Genomic DNA, 23,854 nt, shown 5'->3' with positions numbered 1-23,854 from the left:
GTGGATGGTAGCCAGGAGGCTGCCGTCCATAAGCTGTATTTGTTGAACTAGGCGTTGCCTTCGTGGCCTACCTTTAAGTGGGCGCGTTGGTGTTGAGGAGAACGCAATGATTATCGATGAAGTCGTCGATCTATCGAGGTTGCAGTTCGCGTTAACCGCGATGTACCACTTCCTGTTCGTGCCCCTGACCCTGGGTCTGGCTTTCCTGTTGGCCATCATGGAGTCGCTCTATGTGATGACCAACAAGCAGGTCTATAAGGACATGTGTAAGTTTTGGGGTAAGTTGTTTGCTATCAACTTCGCCCTGGGTGTTACCACCGGTATCACCATGGAGTTCCAGTTCGGTACCAACTGGGCTTACTACTCCCACTATGTGGGCGACATCTTCGGTGCCCCCCTCGCTATCGAGGGCCTGATGGCCTTCTTCCTTGAATCTACCCTGGTGGGTCTGATGTTCTTTGGTTGGGATCGCCTCTCCAAGCGTCAGCACTTGGCGGTAACCTGGCTGGTGGCCATCGGTTCCAACATGTCTGCCCTGTGGATTCTGATCGCCAACGGCTGGATGCAGCACCCGATCGGCGCCGAGTTCAACTACGAAACCATGCGAATGGAGATGGTCTCCTTTGCCGAAGTACTGTTTAACCCGGTAGCCCAGGTTAAGTTCGTACACACCGTAGCTGCTGGCTACGTGACCGGCTCCGTCTTTGTTCTGGCCATCAGCTCCTACTACCTGCTGAAGAAGCGCGACCTGCCGTTTGCCCGTCGCTCCTTCTCCGTTGCCGCCGCCTTCGGTATGGCTTCCATCCTGTCCGTACTGGTACTGGGTGACGAGTCCGGTTACGAGGTAGGTGACGTTCAGAAAGTGAAGCTGGCTGCCATTGAAGCCGAATGGGAAACCCACCCGGCTCCCGCTGCCTTTACCGCCTTCGGTATCCCGGACAGCGAGAACATGGAAACCCACTACGCCGTACGTATCCCGTACGTGATGGGCATCATCGCGACCCGTTCTCTGGATGAGCAGGTAACCGGCATCATCGACCTGAAAGCGGAGCACGAAGTGCGTATCCGTAACGGCATGATCGCTTTCGGTCTGTTGGAGAAACTGCGTGCTGGTGAACTGACCGCTGAAGAGCGTGAAGTGTACGAAGCCCACAAGAACGACATCGGTTACGGCATGCTGCTGAAGCGCTACACCGACGACATCCCGAACGCTTCTGAAGCGATGATCGCCAAAGCGGTGGACGACTCCATCCCGGCGGTTGGCCCGCTGTTCTGGAACTTCCGCGTTATGGTGGGTCTGGGCTTCCTGATGCTGGCCGGTATCGGTCTGGCGTTCTACCAGAGCTGCAAGCAGAAGGTGGATGAGAAGCCGTGGCTGCTGAAGGGTCTGATCGTGATGCTGCCAGCGCCCTGGATCGCCATTCTGTGTGGCTGGTTCGTGGCTGAGTATGGCCGTCAACCCTGGACCATTGCGGAAGTGCTGCCGACCTACATGTCTGCGTCCAGCCTCTCCGTCAGCGAACTGTGGTTCTCCATCATTCTGATCTGTGGCTTCTACACCGTGGCCCTGGTGGTGGAAATGTTCCTGATGTTCCGCTTTGCCCGTTTGGGTCCGAGCAGCCTGAAAACCGGCCGCTACCACTTCGAGCAAGGTGACAAGGAACAGAAAGAAGCGGCATTTGATGCAGCCGTGAATGCCCCGGCCAAGGAGACTCCGAGCAATGCTTGATTATGAAATGCTACGCCTGATTTGGTGGGTACTGGTTGTAGTCCTGCTGATTGGCTTTGCCGTCACCGACGGATTTGATATGGGTGTGGGCGCTCTGCTGCCCATCATCGGTAAAACCGACAACGAGCGTCGGGTGATGATTAACTCCATCGCCCCGCACTGGGACGGCAACCAGGTTTGGCTGCTGACCGCCGGTGGTGCACTGTTTGCCGCCTGGCCTCTGGTGTATGCCGCGTCGTTCTCCGGCTTCTACATCGCCATGGTGCTGACGCTGTTCGCCCTGTTCTTCCGTCCGATCGGTTTCGACTACCGCTCCAAGATTGAAGATCCGCGCTGGCGTAAGAGCTGGGACTGGGGTCTGTTCATCGGTGGCTTCGTTCCGCCGGTCGTATTCGGTGTGGCCTTCGGTAACCTGTTCCAGGGCGTACCCTTCTACTACGACGAGTGGATGCGCAGCTACTACGATGGCGGCTTCTTCGGCCTGCTGAATCCGTTCGGCCTGCTGGCGGGTCTGCTCTCCTTCGCGATGCTGACTCTGCACGGTGCCACCTGGCTGCAGATGAAGACCGAAGGCGAACTGTATCAGCGTGCCCGTAAGTCCACCATGGTTCTGGCGACCGCCTCCGTGCTGCTGTTCGTGATTGCCGGTGTTTGGCAGAACAGCTTTATCGATGGTTACGTGATCACCTCTGCCATCGATACTGCTGCGGCGACCAACCCGCTGACCAAGACCGTTGAGCTGCAGGCTGGTGCCTGGTGGAACAACTTCTACAGCTACCCGGTTCTGTGGGTATTCCCGGCCCTGGCCGTGCTGATGCCGCTGCTGGTGATGGGTGCCACTAAGGCCAACAAGAACGGCTTTGCGTTCCTGTTCTCCAGCCTGAACATCGTGGGTGTGATTGTGACTGCGGTTGTGGCTCTGTTCCCGTTCGTTATGCCGTCTTCCAAGAACCCGAACCACTCTCTGACCATGTGGGATGCCACCGCCTCTGAGCTGACCCTGAAGGTGATGCTGGTTGCCGCGGTGATCTTCGTACCGATCATCCTGGCTTACACCATCTGGTGTTACGTGAAGATGTTTGGTCGTCTGAACGACGCCCACATTGAGAAGAACTCGGCCTCTCTGTACTAAGGCCTGGGAAATAAGGAGCTAGACACTATGTGGTACTTCACTTGGATCCTGGGTGTGCTGTTGGCCTGTGCCTTTGGCATCATCAATGGCCTGTGGCTGGAAGCGCAGGAAGCCCTGGATAAGGACGAAGACTGACAACTCCTCGTTAGTTCAAGTCCTGGCTCACCGCTGAAGGTGGTGGGCCAACCCAATACCGAGAACGCCGTCCCCAGGGACGGCGTTTTTTTGTGACTGGTTGTTGTCCCCTGGGAGCGATGCAGGAGCCACTGGTAGCGACAGTGAAGTGGTGCCAGGGGACGCTGTACCCTGCGCCTGGAGGCCGGGGCTCTGCGGCAGACGAAGGGCCTTCGGCCAATCGAATGGTTCCAAAGCTGGGGTGGGATGAGCGGCGCCATCGCGGTTGAGCCAGACCAAGGGATGGCTGCCAGGGTCCGGAAACAGAAACGCCGCCCGAAGGCGGCGCTTTATCTCAGAGCGAATCGAGACTCAGAGGCGGAAACGGCTCAGATGCTCCCGCAGAGAGTTGGAGAGTTGAGTCAGTTCCTGGGCGGCGTCGACGGTTTGCCCAGCATCCTGCTCGCTGCCGCGGGCCAGTTCGGTGATCTGCCCCAGGTTGGCGGCAATCTCATCGGCCACGACGCCCTGCTGCTCGGCAGCGCTGGCGATGGAAGTAGCGTTCTGAGCCAACTGCGTCATGCTCTGGGTAATTTGAGTCAGTGCCACACCCGCTTCGCCGGACTGCTCGGTGGAGCGTTGGCTCAGAGTGAGGCAGTGGGCCATCTGGTTCACCGCATCCCGGGTGCGCTGGTGCAACTGCTCAATGGTACCGCCAATCTCCGTGGTGGAGTGCTGAGTGCGCTGGGCCAGCGAGCGTACCTCATCGGCCACCACCGCAAAGCCGCGTCCCTGCTCTCCGGCACGGGCGGCCTCGATCGCCGCATTCAGCGCCAGCAGGTTGGTTTGCTCGGCAATCTCATTGATCACCTGAACCACCTTGGCAATGGCCTGGCTCTCCTCTGCCACCCGATCCATGCTGCCGGAGCCCTCTTGCAGCGACTTGGCCAGGGCTTCCATCTGATGGATCACCGCATCCACCTGCTGGTCGCCTGCCTGAGCGGCGCTGTCCACCTGATGGGATTGCTCGGCGGAGCCGGTAGCGTGGCGAGCCACTTCCCGCACTGAGCTGCTCATCTCCTCCATCGCGGTGGCGATCTGGTCGGTCTGTCGCATCAGCTCAGCGGCGCCGCTGCCGTTGCGCTGTGCTACGGATTGGAGGTCAGACGCGGCGTGCTCCAGCGCGCCAGCCGATTCGTTCAGGCTGGAGAGCAGGCTGCGCAGGCCATCGGACATCCGGTTGACGCTGGTGGTGATGCGGTGCACTTCGTTCTGAGAGCGCTCCGGCACCTCCGGCAGACGTTGGGCCAGATCCCCCTGTCCAATCGCCTCGATCTGCTGGCAAAGCGACGCCAGCGGGCGGTTGAGGGTGCGGGCCAGCATCAGGGTAAGCAGCAGGCCGATCACGGCACACCCGCCCAACGCGGACAGAATGTTGAAGGTTTTGAGGCCGGAGAGGGCTGCTTCCAGCTCCTGCTCCGGTACGGCGGCAGTCAGCAACCAGCCGGGACCGTCGATGCTGGCGGAGCTTTGCAGCCAATGTTCACCCGCGACGATCACCTCCATCGACTCGGTATTGCCCTCGGCCAGTACCCGCTGGTATTGAGGTTGGCCTGAGTCGTCGATGAAGCCCTTGGCGGAGGGGTTGTCCGCCATAAGGGGGTGGTAGATAAACTGTTCGCTGGCCCGGTCAATCAGGCTGAAGTAGCCCCGCTGCCCCAGTTGGATGGCGGCGAGGGTCTGAGCCATCTGCTCGGTGGCCAGGGTGACGTTCTGACCGATGTAGCGCACGGCGATCACCCGACCGCTGTCATCCTTAACCGGCTCATACACGGTAATGAACTGGCGACCAAACAGAGTGGCGTAGCCGACATAGCGCTTTCCGTTCAGCAGGTCAGAGTAAGCCGGATGGGATTTGCCCAACCAGGTGCCGGTGGCCCGACTGCCATCCTCTTTGCGCAGCGAGGTGGCGATGCGCAGGAAGTCATCGCCATCACGAACAAAGACCGTCGCGTTGCCCCCGGTGATGCTGGCATAGCGATCGACCTGGGCCAGGGTGGTGTTGACCAGTCGGTTGCCGCTGCGCAGCTCCGGTGCTTCGATGCTGCCCACGGTGAGGCGTTTGCCGGTCAGGTAGAACTCGCCGGGAAACAGATCAGAAAACAGTCCTGAGTTTCGCTCGGCCAGATCCCGCTGTGACTGGTATTGAATCCCCACCAAAGCCGCCATCGCATTGAGCTGGCTCTGAACCCCCTCCATGGCGGTCTGCCTGAGTGCCTGTGCAGAGAGTTGGTAACCTAAAATGCCCAATGCCGTTAAAACGGTCATCGAGATGACGATGGATAAAGTGCCAATCTGACGCCCAAAACGCCACCGGTAGAAATTCATAACCGCCTCTAATTACGCACATTTAATTAATTTTATAAACGACCGGATTATCTCAGTGGTGCAGAGGATCTGCTTGAGGCGGATCAATAAAACCGCATTCATTTTTGTTGCATAACTGTGTGCCGTTGGTGTCATTAGGCACTCTGTACAAAAGATGTGCAGCAGGATGTCGCCATCACGGACCCCGCTTGTTGGCCTGACTCGTTTGGGGGCTCCGCGTGCTACCATTGCGGCAGGATTTTTCTTGGTATCTGACTGCAATGCGCCAACTGGCTTATCTCCTGTTTCTGTCCCTTCTGTTTCCCCTTTCCGCTTTTGGTCAAAGCCCCGCCAGTGGTGAATTCCTGGCCGGGGAAAACTGCCCCGCCTTTCAGTCCATCCGCAAGCAAACCAACCCCGGCGAACTGTCGGTTCAGCCCGGTCAGAGCTATCGCGTCCTGGCGGAGAACAAGCCCGGCGGTGACTGGTTCCTGCTGGAAGTGGAGGAGCAGCGGCGCTGGGTGGAGAAGCGGTGTGGTCAGCATCAGGGGCAACCGGCTCTGCCTGCCGCACGGGCTGACAGCGCGACGGCGGATTTTGACTTCTACACCCTGGCGATGAGCTGGCACAGTGGATTCTGCAATGGCCGAAGCCGTCCGGACTGTCGCGGTGCCCGTGGCGACCTGGTGCTGCATGGCCTCTGGCCCTCCAGCGCCCGCGGCGCCCACCCGGCGTTCTGCGATGGCAGCGAGAAGCAACGCTTTTGCGGCTATGGCCAGTTGACCCTGAATTCGGATACCCGTGAGCAACTGGATGGGGTGATGCCGGGCAGCAAGGTGTGTCTGGACCGGTACCAGTGGCATAAGCACGGCAGTTGCTCCGGATTGGATGAGCAGGCGTACTTTGAGCAGTCGGTGGCGTACAGTCAGTGGCTGCGTCAGTCTCCTCCGGCCAACAAGATGCGAGTGAATTCAGGGGGTTCCGTCAGTCGAGCGGCGGTGCTGGATTGGTTCTCGGATTGGGGCTTTGCCGGAGCGGTCAGCCTGCACTGTAAAAACGGCTATCTGGAGGAGGTGCGCGTCTACCTGCAACCCGACCTGCCAGCCTCACCGGAACAGGCAAAACCCCGCAAATTTGGCGGGCAGCAACGCTGTCCTGCGCGCTTCGATCTGTTACCCTAAGCGCCACTTTATGGCGAGTTAAGGAGCGAGTGGATGAAACCGCGGATGATGGGCGCCCTGGCGGTTCTGCTGCTGGCGGGCTGCAGCAAGGTTACCCAAGAGAACTACGATAAAATTGAAATGGGTATGAGCAAGGTGGAAGTGGAAGGGATCCTTGGCGGTGCGGACCATTGTGAGCAGGCGATGGGAACCGAAAGCTGCGTCTGGGGTAACGATAAGAAACAGATCAAAGTGGGCTTTGCCGGCGACAACGCGGTGCTGTTTACCAGCAAAGGGTTGAACTGACTCGGCGCTCCACCAGAAAAGGCGGCCCATTGGCCGCCTTTTTTGCGTCTATACACCCGGTGGGATCAGGAGAGACCGTGCTTCTCCGCCCGATAGAGAAACGCTTTATAGCCCAATCCCAATAAGCGCGCGGCTTCAGAACGATTGCCCTCAGCGCGATCCAGAGCCGCTTTCAGATAGCGTTGCTCCAGCACCTCCCACTGAATCCCCTCACTGGGTAGCAGCGGGGTCTGCTCCTTGCCGGGCGTCAGGGGGTTCAGCTCAAGCTCATCCAGCAGCACCAACCGCTCCATGGCGTTGGCCAACTCCCGGACATTGCCCGGCCAGGGGTAATCCATCAGGGTTTTCAGTGCCGCCTGTGAGAGGGGTTGAACCTCGATGCCATGACGTTTGGCGCTGCGCTCCATCAGGCAGCGGGCCAGCGAAGGGATATCCTCCGGACGGGCTCTGAGTGGCGGCATCTGCAGCGGGATGACGTTCAGGCGGTAGTAGAGATCCTCGCGGAACCGTCCCTGTGTCACCGCCTGAGCCAGGTCCTGGTGAGTGGCGGCGATCACCCGAAGGTCCACGTTGCGCTCCTGGGTGCTGCCAAGCCGGGTGATGGTGCCCTCCTGCAGCACCCGCAGCAGCCGGGTTTGCAGCTCCAACGGCAGTTCGCCGATCTCATCCAGAAACAGGGTGCCGCCGCTGGCAGCTTCAATCTTGCCGATGATGGTCTGGTGGGCGCCGGTATAGGCCCCCTTTTCCGCACCGAACAGTTCGGACTCCGCCAGGCTTTCCGGGATGGCGCCACAGTTTACGGCGATAAAGGGGCCACCCCGGGGGGAGAGTTTGTGAAGCGCCCGGGCGGCCAGCTCCTTACCGGTGCCGCTCTCCCCCTGAATCAGCACGGTGGCGCTGGCCTGGCTGATGCGCTGGATCCGCTGATATACCCGCTGCATCGGGGCCGAATGGCCCACCAGATCCACCAGTCGCTCCTGCTCTGACAGCTGGGCGGAGAGGGCGGCATTGTCCTCTCTGAGGCGACGGGCCCGGCTCACTTTGTCGATGGCCAGCATCAACTCCTGACGTTGAAACGGCTTGGCCAGGTAGTCGTCCGCTCCCAACTGGATAGCGTTGACCGCATGGGCGATGGAGCCATAAGCAGTGGCCACGATGATCCCCAGAGTGGGGTAGCGCTGGCGGGCAGACTGAATCAGCTCCGCCGCGTCGCCTTCGGCCAGCTTCCAGTCCGACAGCAGCAGTTGCCAGCGGCCGCTTTGCAATGCGGTTTCCGCTTCTGCCGCCGTGGCGACGCCCTCCACCGGATGGCCCGCCTCGGCGAGAATGTCACACAGCAGGGCGCGCTGGTCCGGATCATCTTCCAGCAGCAGGATGGGGCATTGGCTCATAACTGGGGTCCTTGTTGCAGTGTCAGGGTGGCCCGGCAGCCTGGCCCCGACTCTCGGTTACTCAGGTTGACGTCGCCACCGTACCAGAGGCGCGCCAGACGGCGGGCCAGGTAGAGGCCCATTCCGGAGCCGTCGGCCTTGGTGGTTTGATGAGGTTCGAACAGGCGCTCTGCCACCGAGGCCGCGATGCCGGGACCGGCGTCGCTGACCACGATGGCAACCCGCGCCCCAGCCCCCTCTCTGAGCCTTCTTGCTTCGATCAGCACAGGCTCTTCGCCGGTTTGCTCCTGCATCGCTTCCATGGCATTCACCATCAGGGTATGGACCATGGTGCGCAGTTCAGAGTGGGCGCCGATCAGCGTGAGATCCTCGGGCACCCGGTTATCAAAGCGGATGGTGGTGCCCCCGGCCATCGACAGCTCCAGAATGATGTCGTCCACCAGCGCGCGGGCGCTGTGTCCGGTGCTTCGGTCGATGCCGTTGGCCGCCAGAGTGAGCAGCGCCGTCAGGGTACGATCCATATGGCGCAGTTTGCCCCGGATCTGCTCCCGCCATCGGGTTCGCTCCTCGGGAGCGGCGCGATCCAGCCGCTCCAGCGCCAGGCCGATGGTGTGCAGAGGATTGCGCAGGGCATGGGCCAGCCCCCGGGCGATTTCGCCAATCTCCGCCAGGTGCTGACGGCTTTGCAGGGTTTTCTGCTCCTCGGTCATCCGGGCAAGGGACTGGCTCATATGGTTGAAGGCGTCGATGGCGTGACGCACCTCTGAACTGCCCTGCGAGGGGAGGGTATGGCCGAGTTCGCCCTCACTCAAGCGCTGGCACCCTTCGTCCAACGCCTCCAGAGGACGGGATAAGCGCTGCGCCAGCCAGTACACCAGAACAAGGCCGACCAGACCGGAGCCCCCCAGCAGCCACAACAGGGTGTGCTTAAACTCGTTGAGCAGTCGCTGCTCAGGGGGTTGAACCAGGTGCATCTCCAACGGTACGGCCAACCCCTGAACCCTGACCCGATCACCGTTTTTCTCAAACTCCACCTTGATGCGGCTGGCTTGCTCCAGAGCCTGAGCCCGCGCCTCCGCCAGTTCGGCTTTGATTCGCGCCTGCTCCTCCCGGCTCAGATAGGGCAGTTCGGAGAGGGAGTGCAGTTGCTGAGAGATGATGATCTCGTGCTCCTTGAGCGCTTCCATCTCCTGCTGAAGAGCGTGCTGGCGATGCTGCTCCGCCTCCAGACTCTGCTGTAACGCCTCCCGGTTCTGTTCAATCTGTTCCCGCTGTTCGGGGGAGAGGCCGGGTGGCAATACCGGCTCGGGCACCTCAATACGGAATGCGCCTTCATCAAACAGGGATTCCACCGTCACCTCCGCCACACGACGGGCCACTTCACCGGACTGTTCCCCCAGAGTTTGGTGGAAGTCATCGGCCAGGATGGTCAACAGCAGCAGTTGCACTGCAATAAACAGCAGCATCAATGAGCCAAAGGCGAGAAAAAGATAACGCTTCAGGGACATGACTAACCGGACTCCAATCTGTCTTGGAATGGGTAATTCAGCTTTCGTGCCAACCAATAAACCCAGCTTGTCAGGGCGTTAGGTCGGGTGCAAGGGCAGGGCGCTCCCCAAAGCAGGAGCACGACGCTGCCCATTTGGGGAGATGGCGCTGGCTGATTCGGGAAAAAGCCCGGTCTGGCTTGGGTTTGCAGAGTTGGTACGGAATTTTCTTTGTGGTCTGCGCTTGGGGGATAAGCCCCGCGACTTTTGCAGACAAAGGAGAAACAGGATGAATCGACTGACACGTTGGTTGGTGATTGGACTGCTTGGCATGGTGTCTACGGTGGCGCTGGCCAACAGCATTCGGGTGGAGCGGGACGATGAGGGCCCGGTAACGGTGGTGGTGAACCGGGAGAATGAGCGGGCAGAGCTGGAACTGGACCCGGATAACCCGGATTGGCAGGCCCTGGACTCCGCGCTGGAGGGGCTGCCGGAAGCCGCGCGTTGGCGCAGCATGATTGAGTCGGTGTTGACTGGGGAGGGGCCATTGACGCTGGCGTTGCACGATCATAAGGGGGTTCACAAAGGCGTTCGTATCGTGCGAATGCCGGATTTTGAGCTGGAGATTGAGACCGAAGCACTCAGTGCCGAGATGGCCGAACTCCACGCTCATATGGCGGAGCAGAGTGCGCGACTGGAGGAGGAAGCGGCCCGCATTGAAGCTCATGTAGCGAAAGTGGTGATCCCGAAAATCGTGATGCAGCACCGGGATAAGGCGGCTGAGGCGATCGCGGAGATGATTCGGCAGGGCGAGTTTAGCGCTGAAGAGTTGAGCGCCATTCAGGAAGCGCTGTCAGCCAAGTCGGCGTCAAACTGATTCCGTTGGCTCATCCACAGAGCGTGGGCGTAGTGACTCGGCTATGTTTAGCAGAACCACCACCGTGAAAGGAGCCGAGCCATGCTTGGGGAGAACCATGCCCTTATCTTTGAGTTTCCGGAGTACCGTGATGCCATTCATCACCTGAAAGAGACGGACGAAGAGTTCGCCCGGCTGGCGAAGGAGTACCACGAACTGGACCACAAAATCCGGGGACTTGAAGTGAATGCGGTGCCCACAACGGACGACAACTTTATGACCCTGAAGTCCCGCCGGGTGACGCTGAAAGATGAGCTGCACAAGCGTCTGCTTAACGGGAAGGGGTGATTAGAGCAACGCCAACAGGAAAAGAAAACGGGCCAATTAGCCCGTTTTTTTATGCACCGCTGTCCATCAGGCGGCAATGGCGATCGGCTCCGGGCGCGCTATCGGGCTGCGCCAGCGCCGCACCACCCGGTAAGCGGCGGGGACAAAGATAAAGGAGAGCAGGGTGGTCAGCGCGGTGCCCCCGGCGATGGCGATGGCAAACGGTGGCCAGAAGCCGCCACCGGCCAGGATCAGCGGCATAAAGCCCCCGATGGTGGTGATGGTGGTGGAGCCGATATGGCGTCCGCAACTGGTGACCGCCCGGATCATCGGGCCCACTTCACCGGCGCGGGCCTCCGGTGAGTCCTCCAGCTCCGCCAGAATCACAATGGCGGCGTTGATCGCCAGCCCCATCAGGCCCATCAGGGCGATGATCACGTTAAAGCCAAAGGCATAGCCCGCCAGATAGACCGACAGCAACCCCAGTCCAACGGACTGAAACGCGCTGGCGAGGATCACCGCGGTTAACCGGAAGGAGTTGAAGGAGAGCACTACGATGGCCACCAGCAGCACGCTGATGATGGCAACGCTGGACATCAGCTTGCCGACCGCCTCGTTACGCTCGGCGCTTTCGCCGCCCACCTCCAGACGGTAGCCCTCGGGCAGTGCCAGCCCCTCGCTCTCCAACTGGGCCAGAGTGCGATTGAGCACCTGGGCAGGCAGCACACCGGCCACGATAAAGGCTTCAATGGTGTTGAGGCGCTCACCGTTGCGGTGGGGGATCTGGCTGCGGCTGGCGATGACGGTACGCTCGCCCAGGGCCGACAGCGGCAGGATCTGCCCATCGGCGGTGGTCAGTTGCAGGTTGCCGAGGTCGCTGCTTTGGCGGCGTACATCGGAGTTCAGACGGACCCGCACCGGAATCGACTCCGGGCCCTCCTGAACTGTGCCACCCAAACTGCCGTCGAGGTTGCCCCGGATCTGAGTGGTGACGTCGGCCAGGGTCAGCCCGGCAGCGGTGACCGCGGGTTCATCCAGAGCCAGTTTGATGCGGGGCAGTCCACTTCCCAGCGCGGCGCGGGTGTGGGTGACTTCCGGTTGCTGCTGCAAAACCGCCCGCAGCTGTTCGCCGATGCGATCCAACTCGGCCAGATCCGGGCCGTAGAGGCGGAACTCCACCGGCGCATTAAAGGGCGGGCCCTGCTCCAGTTTTCGCACCAGAATCTGCATATCCGGGAAGCGGGGACCCAGCTCCCGCTGCAGCGACTCAATCAGGGCATTGGCCCGCTCAAACCCATCGGTGCTGATCATCCCCTGGGCATAGCGAGGTACGCCCTGCTCACGCTGCAGCAGGTTGTAGTAGAAGGAGGGGGCGTTGCGCCCGATGCTCCAGACCGTCTGGGTGATGCCCGGCTGCTGGCGCAGATAGGCGTCCAGCTCTGCCACACGGGCCTGAGTGGCTGGCAGGCTGGCGGCTTCACCAAGCCGAACCTCTATCTGGAACATGTCCCGATCCGACGGCGGGAAGAACTGCTCGGTCATCTGTCCCGCAGCAAAAAAACCGGCCAGCGGCAGCAGCGTCATCGCCAGCATAGCGAGAATTGGACGCTTCAGGGCTAGAGCCAGCGAGCGCTCCAGACCCCGGGCCAGTGGCGCGATGGTCAGCCCCTGCTGCCACCAGGCGCCATCGGAGCGGGGCGGAATAAAGCGGCCGCCCAACCCGGCAATCAGGGTGTGGGACAGAACGTAGGAGGTCAGCAGGGCAAAACTCACCGACAGGGCGATGCCGCCGACAAACTCGCCAGCCGGACCCGGCATCAGCCAGATGGGGGCAAAGGCAAGCACGGTGGTCAGGGTGGAGGCCAGAAGCGGCAGCCAGAAGTGTCGCAAGGTCTGGCGCACCGCTTCCACCGGTCCCATCCCCTGGCCCCGGCGCTGGGCAATGGCATCCACAATCACAATGGCGTTGTCCACCATGATCCCCAGCGCCACCACCAGTCCGGTGACCGACATCTGATGAATCGGCAGGCCGTAGAACTGCATGCAGGCGAGGGTGATCAGGGCGGTCAGGGGCAGGGCGGTGGCCACCAGCAGGGCGGAGCGCAGCCCGAGAGTGACCAGCAATACCACCAGAATGATGGCGAAACCCTGGCCCAGATTGGTCAACAGCTCCGACAATCGGGTTTCGGTGTAATCCCGCTGGGAGAACAGGGTTTCAAGGTGGACGTTGCTGGGCAATTGGCTTTGCAGGGCGGCCAGTTGCGCCTCCACCTGATCGTCCCAGCGGTCCACCCGGACATCCGGCAGCATCCGTACCGCCACCAGCACCGCTGGGTCGCCCTGCACAATGGCACGGTCATCCCCCGGCTCCAGCTGGCTGCGCTCCACCATGGCGATGTCGCCAACCCGGATCCCCGCCAAATCCTGGCCGAGGCGCAGCGGGATCTGACGGATGCGGTTAAGGGAATCGAGCTCCCCCGCCACCTCTACCTGGGCCCGCACCGTGGCACTTTCCAGTGTCCCGGCAGAACCTTTGGCGTCCGCGCTGGCGATAAGGCTAGCCAGGGCATCGGTGGTCAGCCCAAGCGCCTGCATCTGGTTGTCGTCCACCCGCACCAGGATCTCCTCCTGAGGGCGGCCCTGCACCTTAACGAAGTCGGTGCCTGCGAGCACCCGAAGTCGGCTGGCCAGTGCTTCTCCATAGCGGCCAAGTACCGTCAGGTCCGGTTCGCCGGGGCCCTGCCAGCGCAGGGAAAAGATGCGGGTAAAGGCGTAGCCCAGTTGGTCATCCAGATTTGGGCGTGCCGCACCGGCGGGCAGATCCACCACCGCGTCGGCCAGCAGATCCCGCGCCCGGGACCAGACCGGATCGGTTTCAAAGACGTTGTCCTTCAGCTCCAGGGTGATGGCGGATATCCCCGGGCGGGAGTTGGAGGTGATCAGAGAAAGCTCATCCAACTGGCGCAGGCGGGACTCCAGCACTTCGGTTACCAGCAGTTCCACCCGCTCTGCCGAAGCGCCGGGGTAGGCGGTGATCACGGCGGCAAAGCGGTTGGTGATATGGGGGTCTTCCGTCCGGGCCAGCTGGTTCAGAGCGCCAAGCCCGACCACCAGGATCAGCGCAATCATCAGCAGCATCAGGCGCGGATTGCGTACCAGAGCGTTAACCATGGTTTACTCCTCGACGCTCGGCGTCACCCGCTGCCCGGCAACCAGAGATTGCAGGCCGGTGATCACCACTTGCTCATCGTTCTCTATCGCTCCGCTGACGAAAGCGTACTGGTCATCGCTGTGCAGGATGGTGACATCGCGGCGCTGCAACACATAGCTATCGCCAGAGGGGGTGGCAATCATCAGGTTCCAGCGTCCCCGCAACCCACTGGTCAGGGCGGAAACCGGCACCCGGGCAGCGGTATGGGGAATGCGCTCCTCCACCGAGAGGTAGACCAGATCCCCATTCACCAGATTGTCCAGTGGCGGCAATGCAAAGCGCAGTTCCACGGTGCGGGTTACCGGGTTTACCTCGGCGCTGCGGCCCACCAGGGTGGCAGGTTGAGGCTGGCCTTGAACCAGCACCGTGTAGCCGTCTTGCGCGTTAAGGCGGGAGAGCAAACGCACAGGCACACCGATGCGGGCTTCTCCCTGCGCTTCCGGCACCAGGGTCAGAACCGGTTGTCCCGGTGAAACTACCTGACCCGGCGCCAGTTGGCGGTGTGAAACGACGCCATCAAAGGGGGCGATAAGCCGACTTTTCTGACGACGGATGGTGTTGGCATTCAGGCTGGCGCTGAGCTGTTGTGCCAGTGCGGCCAGCTCATTCTTCTGACTCAGCAACTCGTCAATCTGCTGTTGAGACTGATAGCCCTGGGATTCCAGAGTGCGCTGTCGCTTCAGCGTAGCGTCCACCAGAGATTGCTGGGCCTCAATCTGGTCCAGATTGGCGCTCAGTTGAGCCGCTTCGCTTTGCAGCAGGGCATCATCCAGGGTGGCCAGCACCTGGCCCTGTGTCACCCGCTTGCCGGTGTCCACGACTATGCTCTCCACCACGCCCGCCAACTCGAACCCCACCTGACTGGTGGTGGAGGAGTACAGGCGTCCGACAAATCGGTGGGTGATGGGGTACTCATCCTGAGTCACCAGGGGCTGAGTGACCACGGGGTAGGGGGCTTTCTCGATGGTGAGGGCGGTTTCGGCGGGCTGGCAGCCGGCTAACAGCAGCACCATCAAAGCGGTAAGATATCTGGCCATAACGATAACAATCGGTCCATAATTGAACTGCACAGTCCAGTCTAGTTTTGCTGAACTGGACTGTCTAGTTTGAATGTGAGCGAACGGTTAATTAACGTGGTGAACAATGCCTCAAACCCTCAGCACCCGCAGTGAGAGAAAGCGCCAGCAGATCATGGAAGCGGCGGGACAGTTGTTTGTCCATCAGGGCTTCATCACCACCAGCATGGATGAGATTGCTCAGCATGCCGGGGTGTCCAAGCAAACGGTGTACGCGCACTTTGGCAGTAAGGATGAGCTCTTTACCCATTGCGTCGAGCAGAAGTGCGCCACCAATGACCTGCTGCCCACTGGCCTGAGCGGCGATAATCCGCGACAGGTTCTGCTGGAGTTCATGCTCCGCTTTGCCGAGATGATCAACAGCGACGAAGCGATCTACGTCTATCGTTTGTGTGTCAGTCAGGCGGAAACCCACTCGGACCTGTCCCAGCGCTATTACGAGGCGGGGCCCGCCAAAGTGATCGGCGCGGTCGGTGACTATCTGGCGACGCTGGCGGCCAAGGGCATTTTGCAGATGGATGACCCAATGCTGGCGGCGGAACAGCTGCTGCTGATGGGACGGGGGGCTGGCAATATGCGCCGGGCGCTGGGGTTGCCTGTCGACGAGACGGAGGCCGAATGCCGTCATCGCATTGCACAAACCGTGGATCTCTTTCTGCGGGGTTATGGGTTCCGGGAGTGATCCCGGAAGGCGTTAGGCTCGTTTAATCGAAGCATCAGATATTCAAGGAAGAATGCATGAAGTTTCCTCTGCTTTCCCTCACTCTGCTGGCTGTTGCCAGTGCACCCACCCTGGCTCGTCCTCAGATGGAGCGCTCGCCCTGGGAGCTGAATCTCTACGGCATTCAGATGGCGGACACCGATCTGGCCCGCGACGGGGCGATGGGGGACGCCGCCTATGGGGCTGAAATCAAGTACGGCACCCGTCTGGGCCCCAAGTGGATGGTGGCCTCCAGTGTCAGCCTCAATCGGCGTTACACCGACTTTGATGCCAATGCGCTGTTTGGCGGCTCGCTGGCGCGTTTTGACCATCGTGACCGCATCGGGCTGGGCTTTAACGCCATCCACTTCCTCAATCCGCAGTGGCGGATCATCCTGTCACCCCGCTTCCAGTGGGCGGCGGCGGAGAACGCCAGCCTGTCCGATGGCTTCAGCTATGGCGTGCTGGCGGGAGGGATGTATCAGGTCAATCAGGACCTGCAGTTGGGGCTTGGGCTCTCCTACCTGAATGATGTGAAGGAGACCAAGAGCTTCCCGATTCTGCTGGTGAAGTGGCAGATCACCGATAAGCTCAAGCTGGACAACCCCTTTGATCCGGGTTTTGCTGGCCGGGCGGGGCTGGAACTCAGCTACCGCTGGAACCCCCACTTTGAACTGGGGCTGGGAGGAGCTTACCGGAGTGATCGGTTTACCGCTGAGCGGGGCGCTGTGGAGTTTGAGGAGCCTCTGTTTTTTGGCCGCCTCTCCTATTTTCCCTCCAACGACTGGACTCTGACCGCTGCCATTGGCTACCGCACCGAAGGCGAAATGAAGTGGGAGCCGGACGGCTTTGCCAACCAGAAGCAGGACATCGATGGGCGCGTGGGATTCGGCATCAACTTTGGCTGGAAGTTTTGATGTGACGCTTGCGGGAGCGTTTATGGATGTGTCCGTGGGCTGAAGCCCACGTTACAGGGCTCATCGGCAAACAAAAACGGCGCCATCAGGCGCCGTTGGTTTAACCGGGACAGGGGGCGTTACTCACCCAGCATCGCCGTTTTCAGCTTCTTATCGGCGGGCTTGTTACCCAGCCAGATGGCAAACAGCGCCTGACGGAAATCGTCGCCTTCCACCAAAGTCAGCAGTTGACCATTCTTGTAAGCTTCCAGGCCAACACCGGGGATGGAGACCATGGTGAACTGGTCGCCCACTTCCACCGGAGAGTCGAACACCGCCATAAACTTGTCCAGACGGTCACGCAGCGGGGCCACATTGCCATTGGTGGAGGTCTCGAAGCCCTCTTCGATGGTGTCGATCATCCGCTCGGAGGTGATCATGCCGGAGAGGATGTTCAGGCGCACAGCGGTCAGTTCGTCGCTGTTCAGGATGCCTTCGGCGTCCAGCCCGGCCTGCTGGGCGTACAGAGAGCCGACATAGAGCTTCATAAAGTACTTGGAGCGGATCCCGGCGCCGTAATAGTCCAGAGCTTCACCCTGAACGGTGATCTTGGCGTCGAGGTCAACACCGGCAACGGAGGCGGCGTGGGCGGGAGTCAGCACCGACAGGGTCAGCGCCAGCAGGGCGATCAGGTTTTTCATTTGCGATACAACAGGCCAGAAAAAAGTGGCGTATTGATAGCACGGCCCCTGATCCCCCTCAAGGTGAAACAGCGCCGACCAGTGGCGAACGTGCGTGTATTTTCTGTTAACAACACCCAGCTAGAGGCGTTCTGGCAGGAACCGGTCACTTAAATGACCCCACTCGCCCAAGGCAGCGCGAGTGGGGCTCAGGCTGACGTCGGGGCCGGTCAGCCGGTTTTCAGGGTGCTCAATTGCTGGCTGAGCTGATCCATCTGGGTTTGCAGTTCATCACTGAAGTGGTGGTTCTGGGCGGTCAGTTCCGCCAGGGCCCGGGCGGCATCGCCAATGGCGGTCAGGTTTTCGCTGATCTCGTCGGTCACCACGCTTTGCTCCTCGGCGGCGGTGGCCACCTGAGCGATGTGATCGGCGATGGACTGGAACCCATCAGAGACCGCCGTCAGGGATTGATGGCTGCTCTGGGTATGGGTGCGGGCGCTTTCCGCTTTGCCGCTGCCGCTCTGAATCACGCTGACCGCTTGATCAACAACGGAGGTCAGCCCCTCAATCATGGTGTGGATCTCCTCGGTGCTGGCCTGAGTCTTGGAGGCCAGAGAGCGCACCTCATCTGCCACTACCGCAAAGCCGCGCCCCTGCTCACCCGCGCGGGCCGCTTCAATGGCGGCATTCAGGGCCAGCAGGTTGGTTTGTTCCGCAATGGCGCGGATCACATCCAGGATCCGGTTGATGTGGCCGGTGTGTTCCACCACTTCCGATATCGACGCGCTGGCCTGATTCATATCAGCCGCCAGACTCTCCACCATACCGAGGGAGTCGGAGAGGTAACGCTGAGAGGTGGCGACCTCGCTATTGGCAGACTGGATATGATCCGCCACGGCCGCTGCCCGTTGGGACACCTCGGACGCGGCTGTCGACATCTGGTGACTGGCGGCAACAACACTTTGAACCTCATGTTGCTGCTTATCCGTTGCCTGGCGGGCCTGGTTGTTCAGTTCGCTGCTCTTCACCGCGTTTTCCCGGGCCGCTTCTCCTATTCCCTTGGCCTCAATCACCAGCGTACGCAACTTGGCGATAAAGCGGGTCATACCCTGGCCCAGGGCGATCAGTTCCGCGTGGGTGTCGAGTCGGATTTCGTGGGTGAGATCCCCCTCGCTGCTGGCCAGGTCGTCGATGTTGCCCTGCAGTTGCTTGATGGGACGAACCACAGAGCGAACCAGCAGCACCACGCTGATGGAGAGCAGCAGAATCAACGCCAGAGCGGTGACCTGCATCGACAGGGTGATATCGAACACGCTGTCATCAATCTTTGCAGCCAAAGACTCCGCCGTGGCCAGAACCACCGCCTCAGGCAGCTCAATCAGAACTGACCAGCCACTGTCGATGCCGGTGATGGCGATGGGGTAAGCCAGGTAGTACACCCCCTCATGCAGCCAGAGTGGCTCGGCGGTTTGGTACAACTGGGTGAGTTTGCCATCAAAGGTCGGGCGGGCGTTGTCCAGCGGGGTTGCCAGCTTGTCGGCATAATGGGTTGAGGCAACAAGCAGTCCCTGAGCACTCAGGATGCTGATGCGGCTCTGGCCGCCGTAGAGCGACTCACTCAATTTGGATACGGTCTTCTGCAACTCCGGCAGGCTGACATCGACGCCCACCACACCACGGAAGCGCCCATCGGCGATCACCGGGGTGACCAGGCTGGTCATCAGTTCATATTCACCGCTGCCGGTCACCACTTCATAGCTGTAGGGCTCCAGCAGGCAGGGGCGTCCTGTGTCGCGAGGGCAGAGATACCACTCCGCTTCCCGCTGACCGTAATCGTTGAGGGTGGTGTCGTATTTTTCTGCAGGATCTTCCACCTGTTCCAGCACCACCTCGCCGTTGTCCTCGCGGAAGAGGTAGATCTCCAGGCTGCCGGTACCCGGAACGCTATGGTCGAATTCGCCACTGGCGTAGTTGGCGTCCAGACCATCGAAACCGTTGGCCTCGAACTGGGCGTAGATGGTGCTTAACTGCTCATTCTGGCGAAGTGTGCTTTCCACCAGACGGGTGACCTGATCCCGGCTCAGTCGCTCACCCTTGCTGGTCAGATTGTCGGAGAGCATCGCATCCAGGGTCAGCGGCAGTCGCAACAGCCCACCAAACACCAGCCCGACCTGGTCACTCAGGGTGCGGGACTCGCTCTTCAATCGGGCCAGCACCTCCTGCTCAGACGCCGACTGGGTTTGATCCACCAATGTCTGTCGCAGGTCCTTGAGGCCGAAGTGAAGCCGGGCGCTGAAAGCGATGATAAGCACCAGACCGGAGAGGAGAAAAGCGAGGAGAATCTTTGCTTTGAGAGAGGTTTGCTTAAAGCCCATACCAAATAACCAAATCCTGAGTAGCGTGGTATTGAGAGCCTGTTGGGCAGCTGCTGGCGCTTCCAAAGTCCCTTTGAGTGCGGTTCCAAACCGGGTTCGGTCAGAAGCGCACACCCACTGTAACGGCTGTGGACAGTGAAACAATCGGATTATTTACAAATGGGATACCGAATGGCTACTTCATCACCAGGGGTGAAAAAGTTTACTCATCAGCGATTTGGAAATGTGTTAGGGCAGTATATTGGCGAATTTTCGAACGAACTCGGAATCTGGCCAACTCTGGTGCTGGCGCTTGTCCGCCTTGCTTTGCCGCTGCAACGAACCGATTTGGCCTCAGGGCACGGTATGGCTGCTCCTGATTCTGCGTATCGTCGGCAGTGCACTGCCTGTGGCGGGGTGGGCGGCCTGGCATTGACGAGCGCCGGATTAGCGCAGTGAGCCGGGCTAGTCCGGGCGCAAAGTGGCGCTTAGGGGATTGGTCTACACTCCTTTTTGCGTTTAAAGGCTTAAGGAGTGGTTATGAGCATTAAACCTCTGCTGTGTGGTATTGCGCTGGCGTCCGTTCTTATCGGCTGTTCGTCGAAGCCAGAGCCCGAAGGACCGGTTCAGAACTTCCTGACCAAAGATGGGCAGGTGACCATTCTTTGGAAAGATCCGGCAAAGTATGCCGACATCGAATCCACCTCGATGCTCCAATCCACTTTTGAGAAATACCTGTTCAGCGAACTGACTGAAGAGTTGGGGAAGGTGGCCAATCCTAAGCTCGGCGATGCCTACCAACTGGAGCTGGAAGTCACCAATGTGGACCTGCCCGGCGACGTCAAACCCTCCTTCGACACGGGCGCAGACGACATCCGCGTGGTGTCAGACCTTTACCCGCCCAAGATGGCGTTTACCTACGAACTGAAGCGGGATGGCCAGGTCGTCAAACAGGGCACGGAAAAGCTCAGCGATATGAGCTTCTTGTTTGGCATCGAGCCCATCGGCAACGACCCGTTCCCCTATATGGGACGAATGATGGAAGAGTGGTTCCGCAAAGCGATTGAGCCGGAATTGAACTGACCCGCGCTCACACCTAGACCTACCTCCGCCGTTATCCTGGGTTAGTGAATCGAGGATGACGGTGGGTCTAAGGCGTTTGATGCTTCCTATTGAACTACGAGCCTCTACCTACGACTTAGGAGAAGCTGATAGGGCTTGCAGTAAGGCTGGATTATTAACCCAGATTAAAAGTGGGTGTCTTGTTAAGTTGCTCCTGACCGAAGGGAGGGGGTACGGGGGGGTATTTTCTTAACTCGGTTTACTAAATGTTCACACAGAATTTTGAGCCATTTTGCGTCGGGCACTCGCTTAACCTAGCGGCAAGAAAACGCCCATAATTACAATGTGACCGACCTAGAAGACGTATATGAACCCGATGCCGACTTCGGCCTCATAATTGCTGCGTGCGATTGGACTGTCCTGAATGTCGCTGCTGTAATGCTCGTAAACCACCTCGCCAAATATTTGCCATTTTTCAGCAATATACTGGCGGTAGTGGTAGTTGAGACCTATCGAGCGAAACCCTCCACCAAGATTGGTCTCATCCAGACCTGATGCCGCCGACTGCTCTGCATTGATACCAAAATCCTTATTGGCATAATCGCTGTCATGAAATACCGCTGCGATTGCAATTTCATGGCCTGTCCCGTCAGTCTGGTCACCGAATCGACGCCCCACAGCCAAGAGGCCCAGAGTCCCATTTTCACCGGCTACAACGCGACCATCCAGCCAATAACGCCAATCGACATCAAATGCACGACGCGCTTGCAGTACGAACTCAACACCTTCGTCACCATCACCTAGGCCATCCAGGTGACCGTCATCGGAATCACTTTCTTCACGACCCTCATCGAAGCCCACAGCGGCGTCAAGCAGCCAAATTTCAGAACGAAGACCCCGCCACCCGAGCGTTTCACCGGCCCAGTAGAAGATATTGTCACCCCTTCGCCATTGAACAGCACCAGCGAGATCGACTTCGAAGTCGTACTCATCCGATCCCTCGTACGCGGCCTCGTATTCAACACCCAAGCCCAGCCCGAGGGCCCAGCCATTTTCTCCTCTGGTGAAATCGTCAACAGAAGGCAGGGGGACTAAGGCGGCTTTTCGGTCTTGGGCTTTAGCAGAGTCCACGAGGGCGCTGTGCATGAGCATGACTAACAATATACCCGTGATGGTCTTCATCTGATGTCCGTACTTGAAATGTTGGGGCTGAATGCTGCCACAGGGTTAGCCGGTACAAATTTGAGTATAAGTAAGGATGGTAGCAATGCGACAAAACAGGGCTGGGCACCTACCGGACCGCGGCGTAAGTGCACAACCTCAAAAGGCTTGCATAGAGCCTGTCTTCAGTAATCGTCGAGGCTGGAAGCCGTCAACCGTAGACCCAGTTAGCGACTTTCCCCGTCGCTCTTCACGGTGGTACACTCGCTGCGACAATTCGGACTATTCAGGTCTCCACGGCAACATGTCGATCGGTGTGACCTCCGGTCCTCTCGCAATGCTAAATCGTTGACCTGGTCAGGCCCGGAAGGGAGCAGCCAAGGTGGTGGACGCATGTGCCGGGATGCGGCTGGGGTGCCGCATCCTTTTTCCTCCTGCCTGATGTCGTTTTACCCATAAGTTGAATCGCCCCCTTAAGCCGTTTGTTCGAAGATGCGGCCTTCAATGAAGGCTTCGACGTCGTTCAGGCGGTACATTACCCGACGACCGACTTTTACGAAGGGCAGCGGATATCGGCCTGTACAGCGCCAGACGACCAGGGTGCCAATGATCACGCCGAGTAACTCGGTGACTTTGGTGGGGCTTAACAGTGGGGTAGTCATCGCAATCATCCCGATTGGTAGTGAATTCGGGATCGACATTAATTGAGCGATGCGATGGTGTATCTGCGTTTATCTAGTAGCCGCATGCGTTTGCCGGTAAAGGCATGCGTTCACCGGGTAGGCGCATATCGCGAACTGTCTTGGCGTGAGCGTAAAGCCAAGCTCGGTCTCGAACACCTAGTCCAGCTCGTTGGTGTGTTCAAGATTCGGCCATTGTGTCTTTTGACTCTAAGGTGTTATCGATTCCTGAGGATATATCGGCCATGGCCTCACTTAGGCCCGAAGCGATTGAATCTTGTCGTATGTACCTGTTGAACACTACATCTAGCTTCTGTGCTTCCGAGCTTCTAACAATTATGCTGAGGTATTCTATCAGCCGCTCTGGCTTTGTAGTTGGCCGCTGAAGCTCTTTCTTTAGCTTCTCTTGGAACTTGATGATGTCGTCTTCATCATCCAAGTCATTCAATTCCGTGTACAGGTATCTAGCTAACTGATTCTGGGTCCATCCTAGCCGAGCTATCAGGTCCTTTATCTGCAATGAAAGCCTAAGAGATTCCTGTTTTGTCCCCATTTGTCTTTTTCCTATCCGTAGTCTTATAGATGTCCCAGCGGGGACGTTCATTAACAAAATAAGGAAATTATTATGTCAACATCAATGTCAAAAGCCGCTGCTGCTCGGATTCAGTCAGCTACAGCAAAAGCACACGGTGGTGTCGTCCCGAAAGGTTCATTCGCAGCACGCGCACAATCTGCTGCAAGCAAGTCGGGTTCAACACCTCCGCCCAATGGCCCAAGCAAAACTGGCAATCCATCTGGCCCAGGTCGAGGTAACAATCCGTCCAAAAGTAATTGATTAACTGCAGTTTTTGACACTGTTTCGAAAGTGAGTCAGAAACTCTGACTCACTTTTCTTTAGCTGCTTGTAGCTAATGTTTTCCATTGTTTGGTTTAGTGCACAGATGCAGATCTGGGTCTTGTCTGTATATCGGCTGTAGCTCATTGCTCTGTTCGAGGAATTCACACAACTATCAATCAGCTCATATTCAACCTCAAGAGGATACCTCTGTTCCTCAAGGAACATTTTATCAGCCTTGTATGCTCCAACAGCACCGAGCAGCAGCGCAGCTGATGTAGATATTATAGGCTTGTTGAACTTCTTGTATGAATGTCCGGCAAAAGATGA

20 protein-coding genes and 1 other RNA gene are annotated in these 23,854 nt (G+C 59.1%); 11 read left to right on the top strand and 10 right to left on the bottom strand.

Features of this window, described 5'->3' with window-relative positions:
• Positions 1–106: 106 nt before the first annotated feature.
• From KUV52_RS01590 to cydX, 3 genes are read left to right on the top strand one after another with little or no spacing between them, the layout of a single operon-like run.
• Positions 107–1,729 carry a cytochrome ubiquinol oxidase subunit I gene (locus KUV52_RS01590; protein ID WP_222524185.1) on the top strand — a complete coding sequence of 541 codons (1,623 nt, stop codon included), beginning with the start codon at positions 107–109 and terminating at the stop codon, positions 1,727–1,729.
• Positions 1,722–2,861 carry a cytochrome d ubiquinol oxidase subunit II gene (gene cydB, locus KUV52_RS01585; RefSeq protein WP_222524184.1) on the top strand — a complete coding sequence of 380 codons (1,140 nt, stop codon included), beginning with the start codon at positions 1,722–1,724 and terminating at the stop codon, positions 2,859–2,861. Before KUV52_RS01590 ends, cydB begins: the two co-directional genes overlap by 8 nt.
• A 27-nt stretch (positions 2,862–2,888) precedes the next feature.
• Positions 2,889–2,996, top strand: coding sequence for a cytochrome bd-I oxidase subunit CydX (gene cydX / locus KUV52_RS01580; RefSeq protein ID WP_067659034.1), 108 nt, complete (start codon positions 2,889–2,891; stop codon positions 2,994–2,996).
• A gap of 351 nt (positions 2,997–3,347) precedes the next feature.
• Here cydX and KUV52_RS01575 read toward each other — a convergent pair whose 3' ends face one another.
• The gene (locus KUV52_RS01575) at positions 3,348–5,363 is read right to left on the bottom strand and encodes a methyl-accepting chemotaxis protein (protein ID WP_222524183.1); all 2,016 of its coding nucleotides are present in this window, start codon (positions 5,361–5,363) and stop codon (positions 3,348–3,350) included.
• Between the two features lie 260 nt (positions 5,364–5,623).
• On the opposite strand from KUV52_RS01575, the gene KUV52_RS01570 reads away from it, so the two are divergent.
• Positions 5,624–6,523, top strand: a complete 900-nt coding sequence (locus KUV52_RS01570) for a ribonuclease T2 family protein (protein ID WP_222524182.1) — start codon at positions 5,624–5,626, stop codon at positions 6,521–6,523.
• Between the two features lie 33 nt (positions 6,524–6,556).
• A complete protein-coding gene (locus tag KUV52_RS01565; RefSeq protein ID WP_222524181.1) occupies positions 6,557–6,808 on the top strand; it encodes an outer membrane protein assembly factor BamE in 252 nt (83 codons plus the stop codon).
• Between the two features lie 65 nt (positions 6,809–6,873).
• On the opposite strand, the gene KUV52_RS01560 is transcribed toward KUV52_RS01565, so the two are convergent.
• On the bottom strand, positions 6,874–8,199 hold the full coding sequence (locus KUV52_RS01560) for a sigma-54-dependent transcriptional regulator (RefSeq protein WP_222524180.1): 1,326 nt from the start codon (positions 8,197–8,199) through the stop codon (positions 6,874–6,876).
• On the bottom strand, positions 8,196–9,707 hold the full coding sequence (locus KUV52_RS01555; protein WP_222524179.1) for a sensor histidine kinase: 1,512 nt from the start codon (positions 9,705–9,707) through the stop codon (positions 8,196–8,198). Before KUV52_RS01555 ends, KUV52_RS01560 begins: the two co-directional genes overlap by 4 nt.
• A 268-nt stretch (positions 9,708–9,975) precedes the next feature.
• On the opposite strand from KUV52_RS01555, the gene KUV52_RS01550 reads away from it, so the two are divergent.
• Positions 9,976–10,563, top strand: a complete 588-nt coding sequence (locus KUV52_RS01550; RefSeq protein ID WP_222524178.1) for a hypothetical protein — start codon at positions 9,976–9,978, stop codon at positions 10,561–10,563.
• 81 nt (positions 10,564–10,644) lie between these two features.
• A complete protein-coding gene (locus KUV52_RS01545; protein WP_222524177.1) occupies positions 10,645–10,890 on the top strand; it encodes a YdcH family protein in 246 nt (81 codons plus the stop codon).
• A gap of 66 nt (positions 10,891–10,956) precedes the next feature.
• On the opposite strand, the gene KUV52_RS01540 is transcribed toward KUV52_RS01545, so the two are convergent.
• Together KUV52_RS01540 and KUV52_RS01535 are read right to left on the bottom strand one after the other, a co-directional pair.
• Positions 10,957–14,040, bottom strand: coding sequence for an efflux RND transporter permease subunit (locus KUV52_RS01540; protein ID WP_222524176.1), 3,084 nt, complete (start codon positions 14,038–14,040; stop codon positions 10,957–10,959).
• A 3-nt stretch (positions 14,041–14,043) separates the two neighbouring features.
• Positions 14,044–15,117, bottom strand: a complete 1,074-nt coding sequence (locus KUV52_RS01535) for an efflux RND transporter periplasmic adaptor subunit (protein WP_222524175.1) — start codon at positions 15,115–15,117, stop codon at positions 14,044–14,046.
• A gap of 106 nt (positions 15,118–15,223) precedes the next feature.
• Here KUV52_RS01535 and KUV52_RS01530 point away from each other — a divergent pair, with 106 nt between their 5' ends.
• A complete protein-coding gene (locus KUV52_RS01530; protein ID WP_222524174.1) occupies positions 15,224–15,838 on the top strand; it encodes a TetR/AcrR family transcriptional regulator in 615 nt (204 codons plus the stop codon).
• Positions 15,839–15,894: 56 nt separating this feature from the next.
• Positions 15,895–16,773: a DUF6268 family outer membrane beta-barrel protein gene (locus KUV52_RS01525; protein ID WP_222524173.1), complete on the top strand. Its 879-nt coding sequence runs from the start codon at positions 15,895–15,897 to the stop codon at positions 16,771–16,773.
• Positions 16,774–16,892: 119 nt separating this feature from the next.
• On the opposite strand, the gene KUV52_RS01520 is transcribed toward KUV52_RS01525, so the two are convergent.
• Complete coding sequence (locus tag KUV52_RS01520) at positions 16,893–17,453, bottom strand: chalcone isomerase family protein (RefSeq protein WP_222524172.1); 561 nt, start codon at positions 17,451–17,453, stop codon at positions 16,893–16,895.
• Between the two features lie 209 nt (positions 17,454–17,662).
• Positions 17,663–19,807 (bottom strand): methyl-accepting chemotaxis protein, encoded by a 2,145-nt coding sequence (locus KUV52_RS01515; protein WP_222524171.1) that lies wholly within the window; start codon positions 19,805–19,807, stop codon positions 17,663–17,665.
• Positions 19,808–20,326: 519 nt separating this feature from the next.
• On the opposite strand from KUV52_RS01515, the gene KUV52_RS01510 reads away from it, so the two are divergent.
• Positions 20,327–20,869 (top strand): DUF3016 domain-containing protein, encoded by a 543-nt coding sequence (locus tag KUV52_RS01510; protein WP_222524170.1) that lies wholly within the window; start codon positions 20,327–20,329, stop codon positions 20,867–20,869.
• A gap of 333 nt (positions 20,870–21,202) precedes the next feature.
• Here KUV52_RS01510 and KUV52_RS01505 read toward each other — a convergent pair whose 3' ends face one another.
• Positions 21,203–22,030: a MipA/OmpV family protein gene (locus KUV52_RS01505; RefSeq protein WP_222524169.1), complete on the bottom strand. Its 828-nt coding sequence runs from the start codon at positions 22,028–22,030 to the stop codon at positions 21,203–21,205.
• Positions 22,031–22,330: 300 nt separating this feature from the next.
• On the opposite strand from KUV52_RS01505, the gene ffs reads away from it, so the two are divergent.
• Positions 22,331–22,427, top strand: an RNA gene (gene ffs / locus KUV52_RS01500) — signal recognition particle sRNA small type.
• A 55-nt stretch (positions 22,428–22,482) separates the two neighbouring features.
• Here the strand turns inward: ffs and KUV52_RS01495 are convergent.
• Positions 22,483–22,671 (bottom strand): helix-turn-helix domain-containing protein, encoded by a 189-nt coding sequence (locus tag KUV52_RS01495; RefSeq protein ID WP_222524168.1) that lies wholly within the window; start codon positions 22,669–22,671, stop codon positions 22,483–22,485.
• 199 nt (positions 22,672–22,870) lie between these two features.
• Positions 22,871–23,242 (bottom strand): hypothetical protein, encoded by a 372-nt coding sequence (locus tag KUV52_RS01490; protein ID WP_222524167.1) that lies wholly within the window; start codon positions 23,240–23,242, stop codon positions 22,871–22,873.
• Positions 23,243–23,854 lie beyond the last annotated feature (612 nt).

The sequence above is a fragment of the Ferrimonas balearica genome (assembly GCF_019802055.1).
GTDB lineage: Bacteria > Pseudomonadota > Gammaproteobacteria > Enterobacterales > Shewanellaceae > Ferrimonas > Ferrimonas balearica_A.
Note: the sequence above shows the minus strand (reverse complement) of the source record. Positions and strands in the feature narration are given on the sequence as shown.

Excerpts from the sequence above, each read along its gene's own strand:
- KUV52_RS01590 (WP_222524185.1), top strand. The coding sequence starts at position 107 with ATGATTATCGATGAAGTCGTCGATCTATCGAGGTTGCAGTTCGCGTTA.
- cydB (WP_222524184.1), top strand. The coding sequence starts at position 1,722 with ATGCTTGATTATGAAATGCTACGCCTGATTTGGTGGGTACTGGTTGTA.
- cydX (WP_067659034.1), top strand. The coding sequence starts at position 2,889 with ATGTGGTACTTCACTTGGATCCTGGGTGTGCTGTTGGCCTGTGCCTTT.
- KUV52_RS01575 (WP_222524183.1), bottom strand. The coding sequence starts at position 5,363 with ATGAATTTCTACCGGTGGCGTTTTGGGCGTCAGATTGGCACTTTATCC.
- KUV52_RS01570 (WP_222524182.1), top strand. The coding sequence starts at position 5,624 with ATGCGCCAACTGGCTTATCTCCTGTTTCTGTCCCTTCTGTTTCCCCTT.
- KUV52_RS01565 (WP_222524181.1), top strand. The coding sequence starts at position 6,557 with ATGAAACCGCGGATGATGGGCGCCCTGGCGGTTCTGCTGCTGGCGGGC.
- KUV52_RS01560 (WP_222524180.1), bottom strand. The coding sequence starts at position 8,199 with ATGAGCCAATGCCCCATCCTGCTGCTGGAAGATGATCCGGACCAGCGC.
- KUV52_RS01555 (WP_222524179.1), bottom strand. The coding sequence starts at position 9,707 with ATGTCCCTGAAGCGTTATCTTTTTCTCGCCTTTGGCTCATTGATGCTG.
- KUV52_RS01550 (WP_222524178.1), top strand. The coding sequence starts at position 9,976 with ATGAATCGACTGACACGTTGGTTGGTGATTGGACTGCTTGGCATGGTG.
- KUV52_RS01545 (WP_222524177.1), top strand. The coding sequence starts at position 10,645 with ATGCTTGGGGAGAACCATGCCCTTATCTTTGAGTTTCCGGAGTACCGT.
- KUV52_RS01540 (WP_222524176.1), bottom strand. The coding sequence starts at position 14,040 with ATGGTTAACGCTCTGGTACGCAATCCGCGCCTGATGCTGCTGATGATT.
- KUV52_RS01535 (WP_222524175.1), bottom strand. The coding sequence starts at position 15,117 with ATGGCCAGATATCTTACCGCTTTGATGGTGCTGCTGTTAGCCGGCTGC.
- KUV52_RS01530 (WP_222524174.1), top strand. The coding sequence starts at position 15,224 with ATGCCTCAAACCCTCAGCACCCGCAGTGAGAGAAAGCGCCAGCAGATC.
- KUV52_RS01525 (WP_222524173.1), top strand. The coding sequence starts at position 15,895 with ATGAAGTTTCCTCTGCTTTCCCTCACTCTGCTGGCTGTTGCCAGTGCA.
- KUV52_RS01520 (WP_222524172.1), bottom strand. The coding sequence starts at position 17,453 with ATGAAAAACCTGATCGCCCTGCTGGCGCTGACCCTGTCGGTGCTGACT.
- KUV52_RS01515 (WP_222524171.1), bottom strand. The coding sequence starts at position 19,807 with ATGGGCTTTAAGCAAACCTCTCTCAAAGCAAAGATTCTCCTCGCTTTT.
- KUV52_RS01510 (WP_222524170.1), top strand. The coding sequence starts at position 20,327 with ATGAGCATTAAACCTCTGCTGTGTGGTATTGCGCTGGCGTCCGTTCTT.
- KUV52_RS01505 (WP_222524169.1), bottom strand. The coding sequence starts at position 22,030 with ATGAAGACCATCACGGGTATATTGTTAGTCATGCTCATGCACAGCGCC.
- KUV52_RS01495 (WP_222524168.1), bottom strand. The coding sequence starts at position 22,671 with ATGACTACCCCACTGTTAAGCCCCACCAAAGTCACCGAGTTACTCGGC.
- KUV52_RS01490 (WP_222524167.1), bottom strand. The coding sequence starts at position 23,242 with ATGGGGACAAAACAGGAATCTCTTAGGCTTTCATTGCAGATAAAGGAC.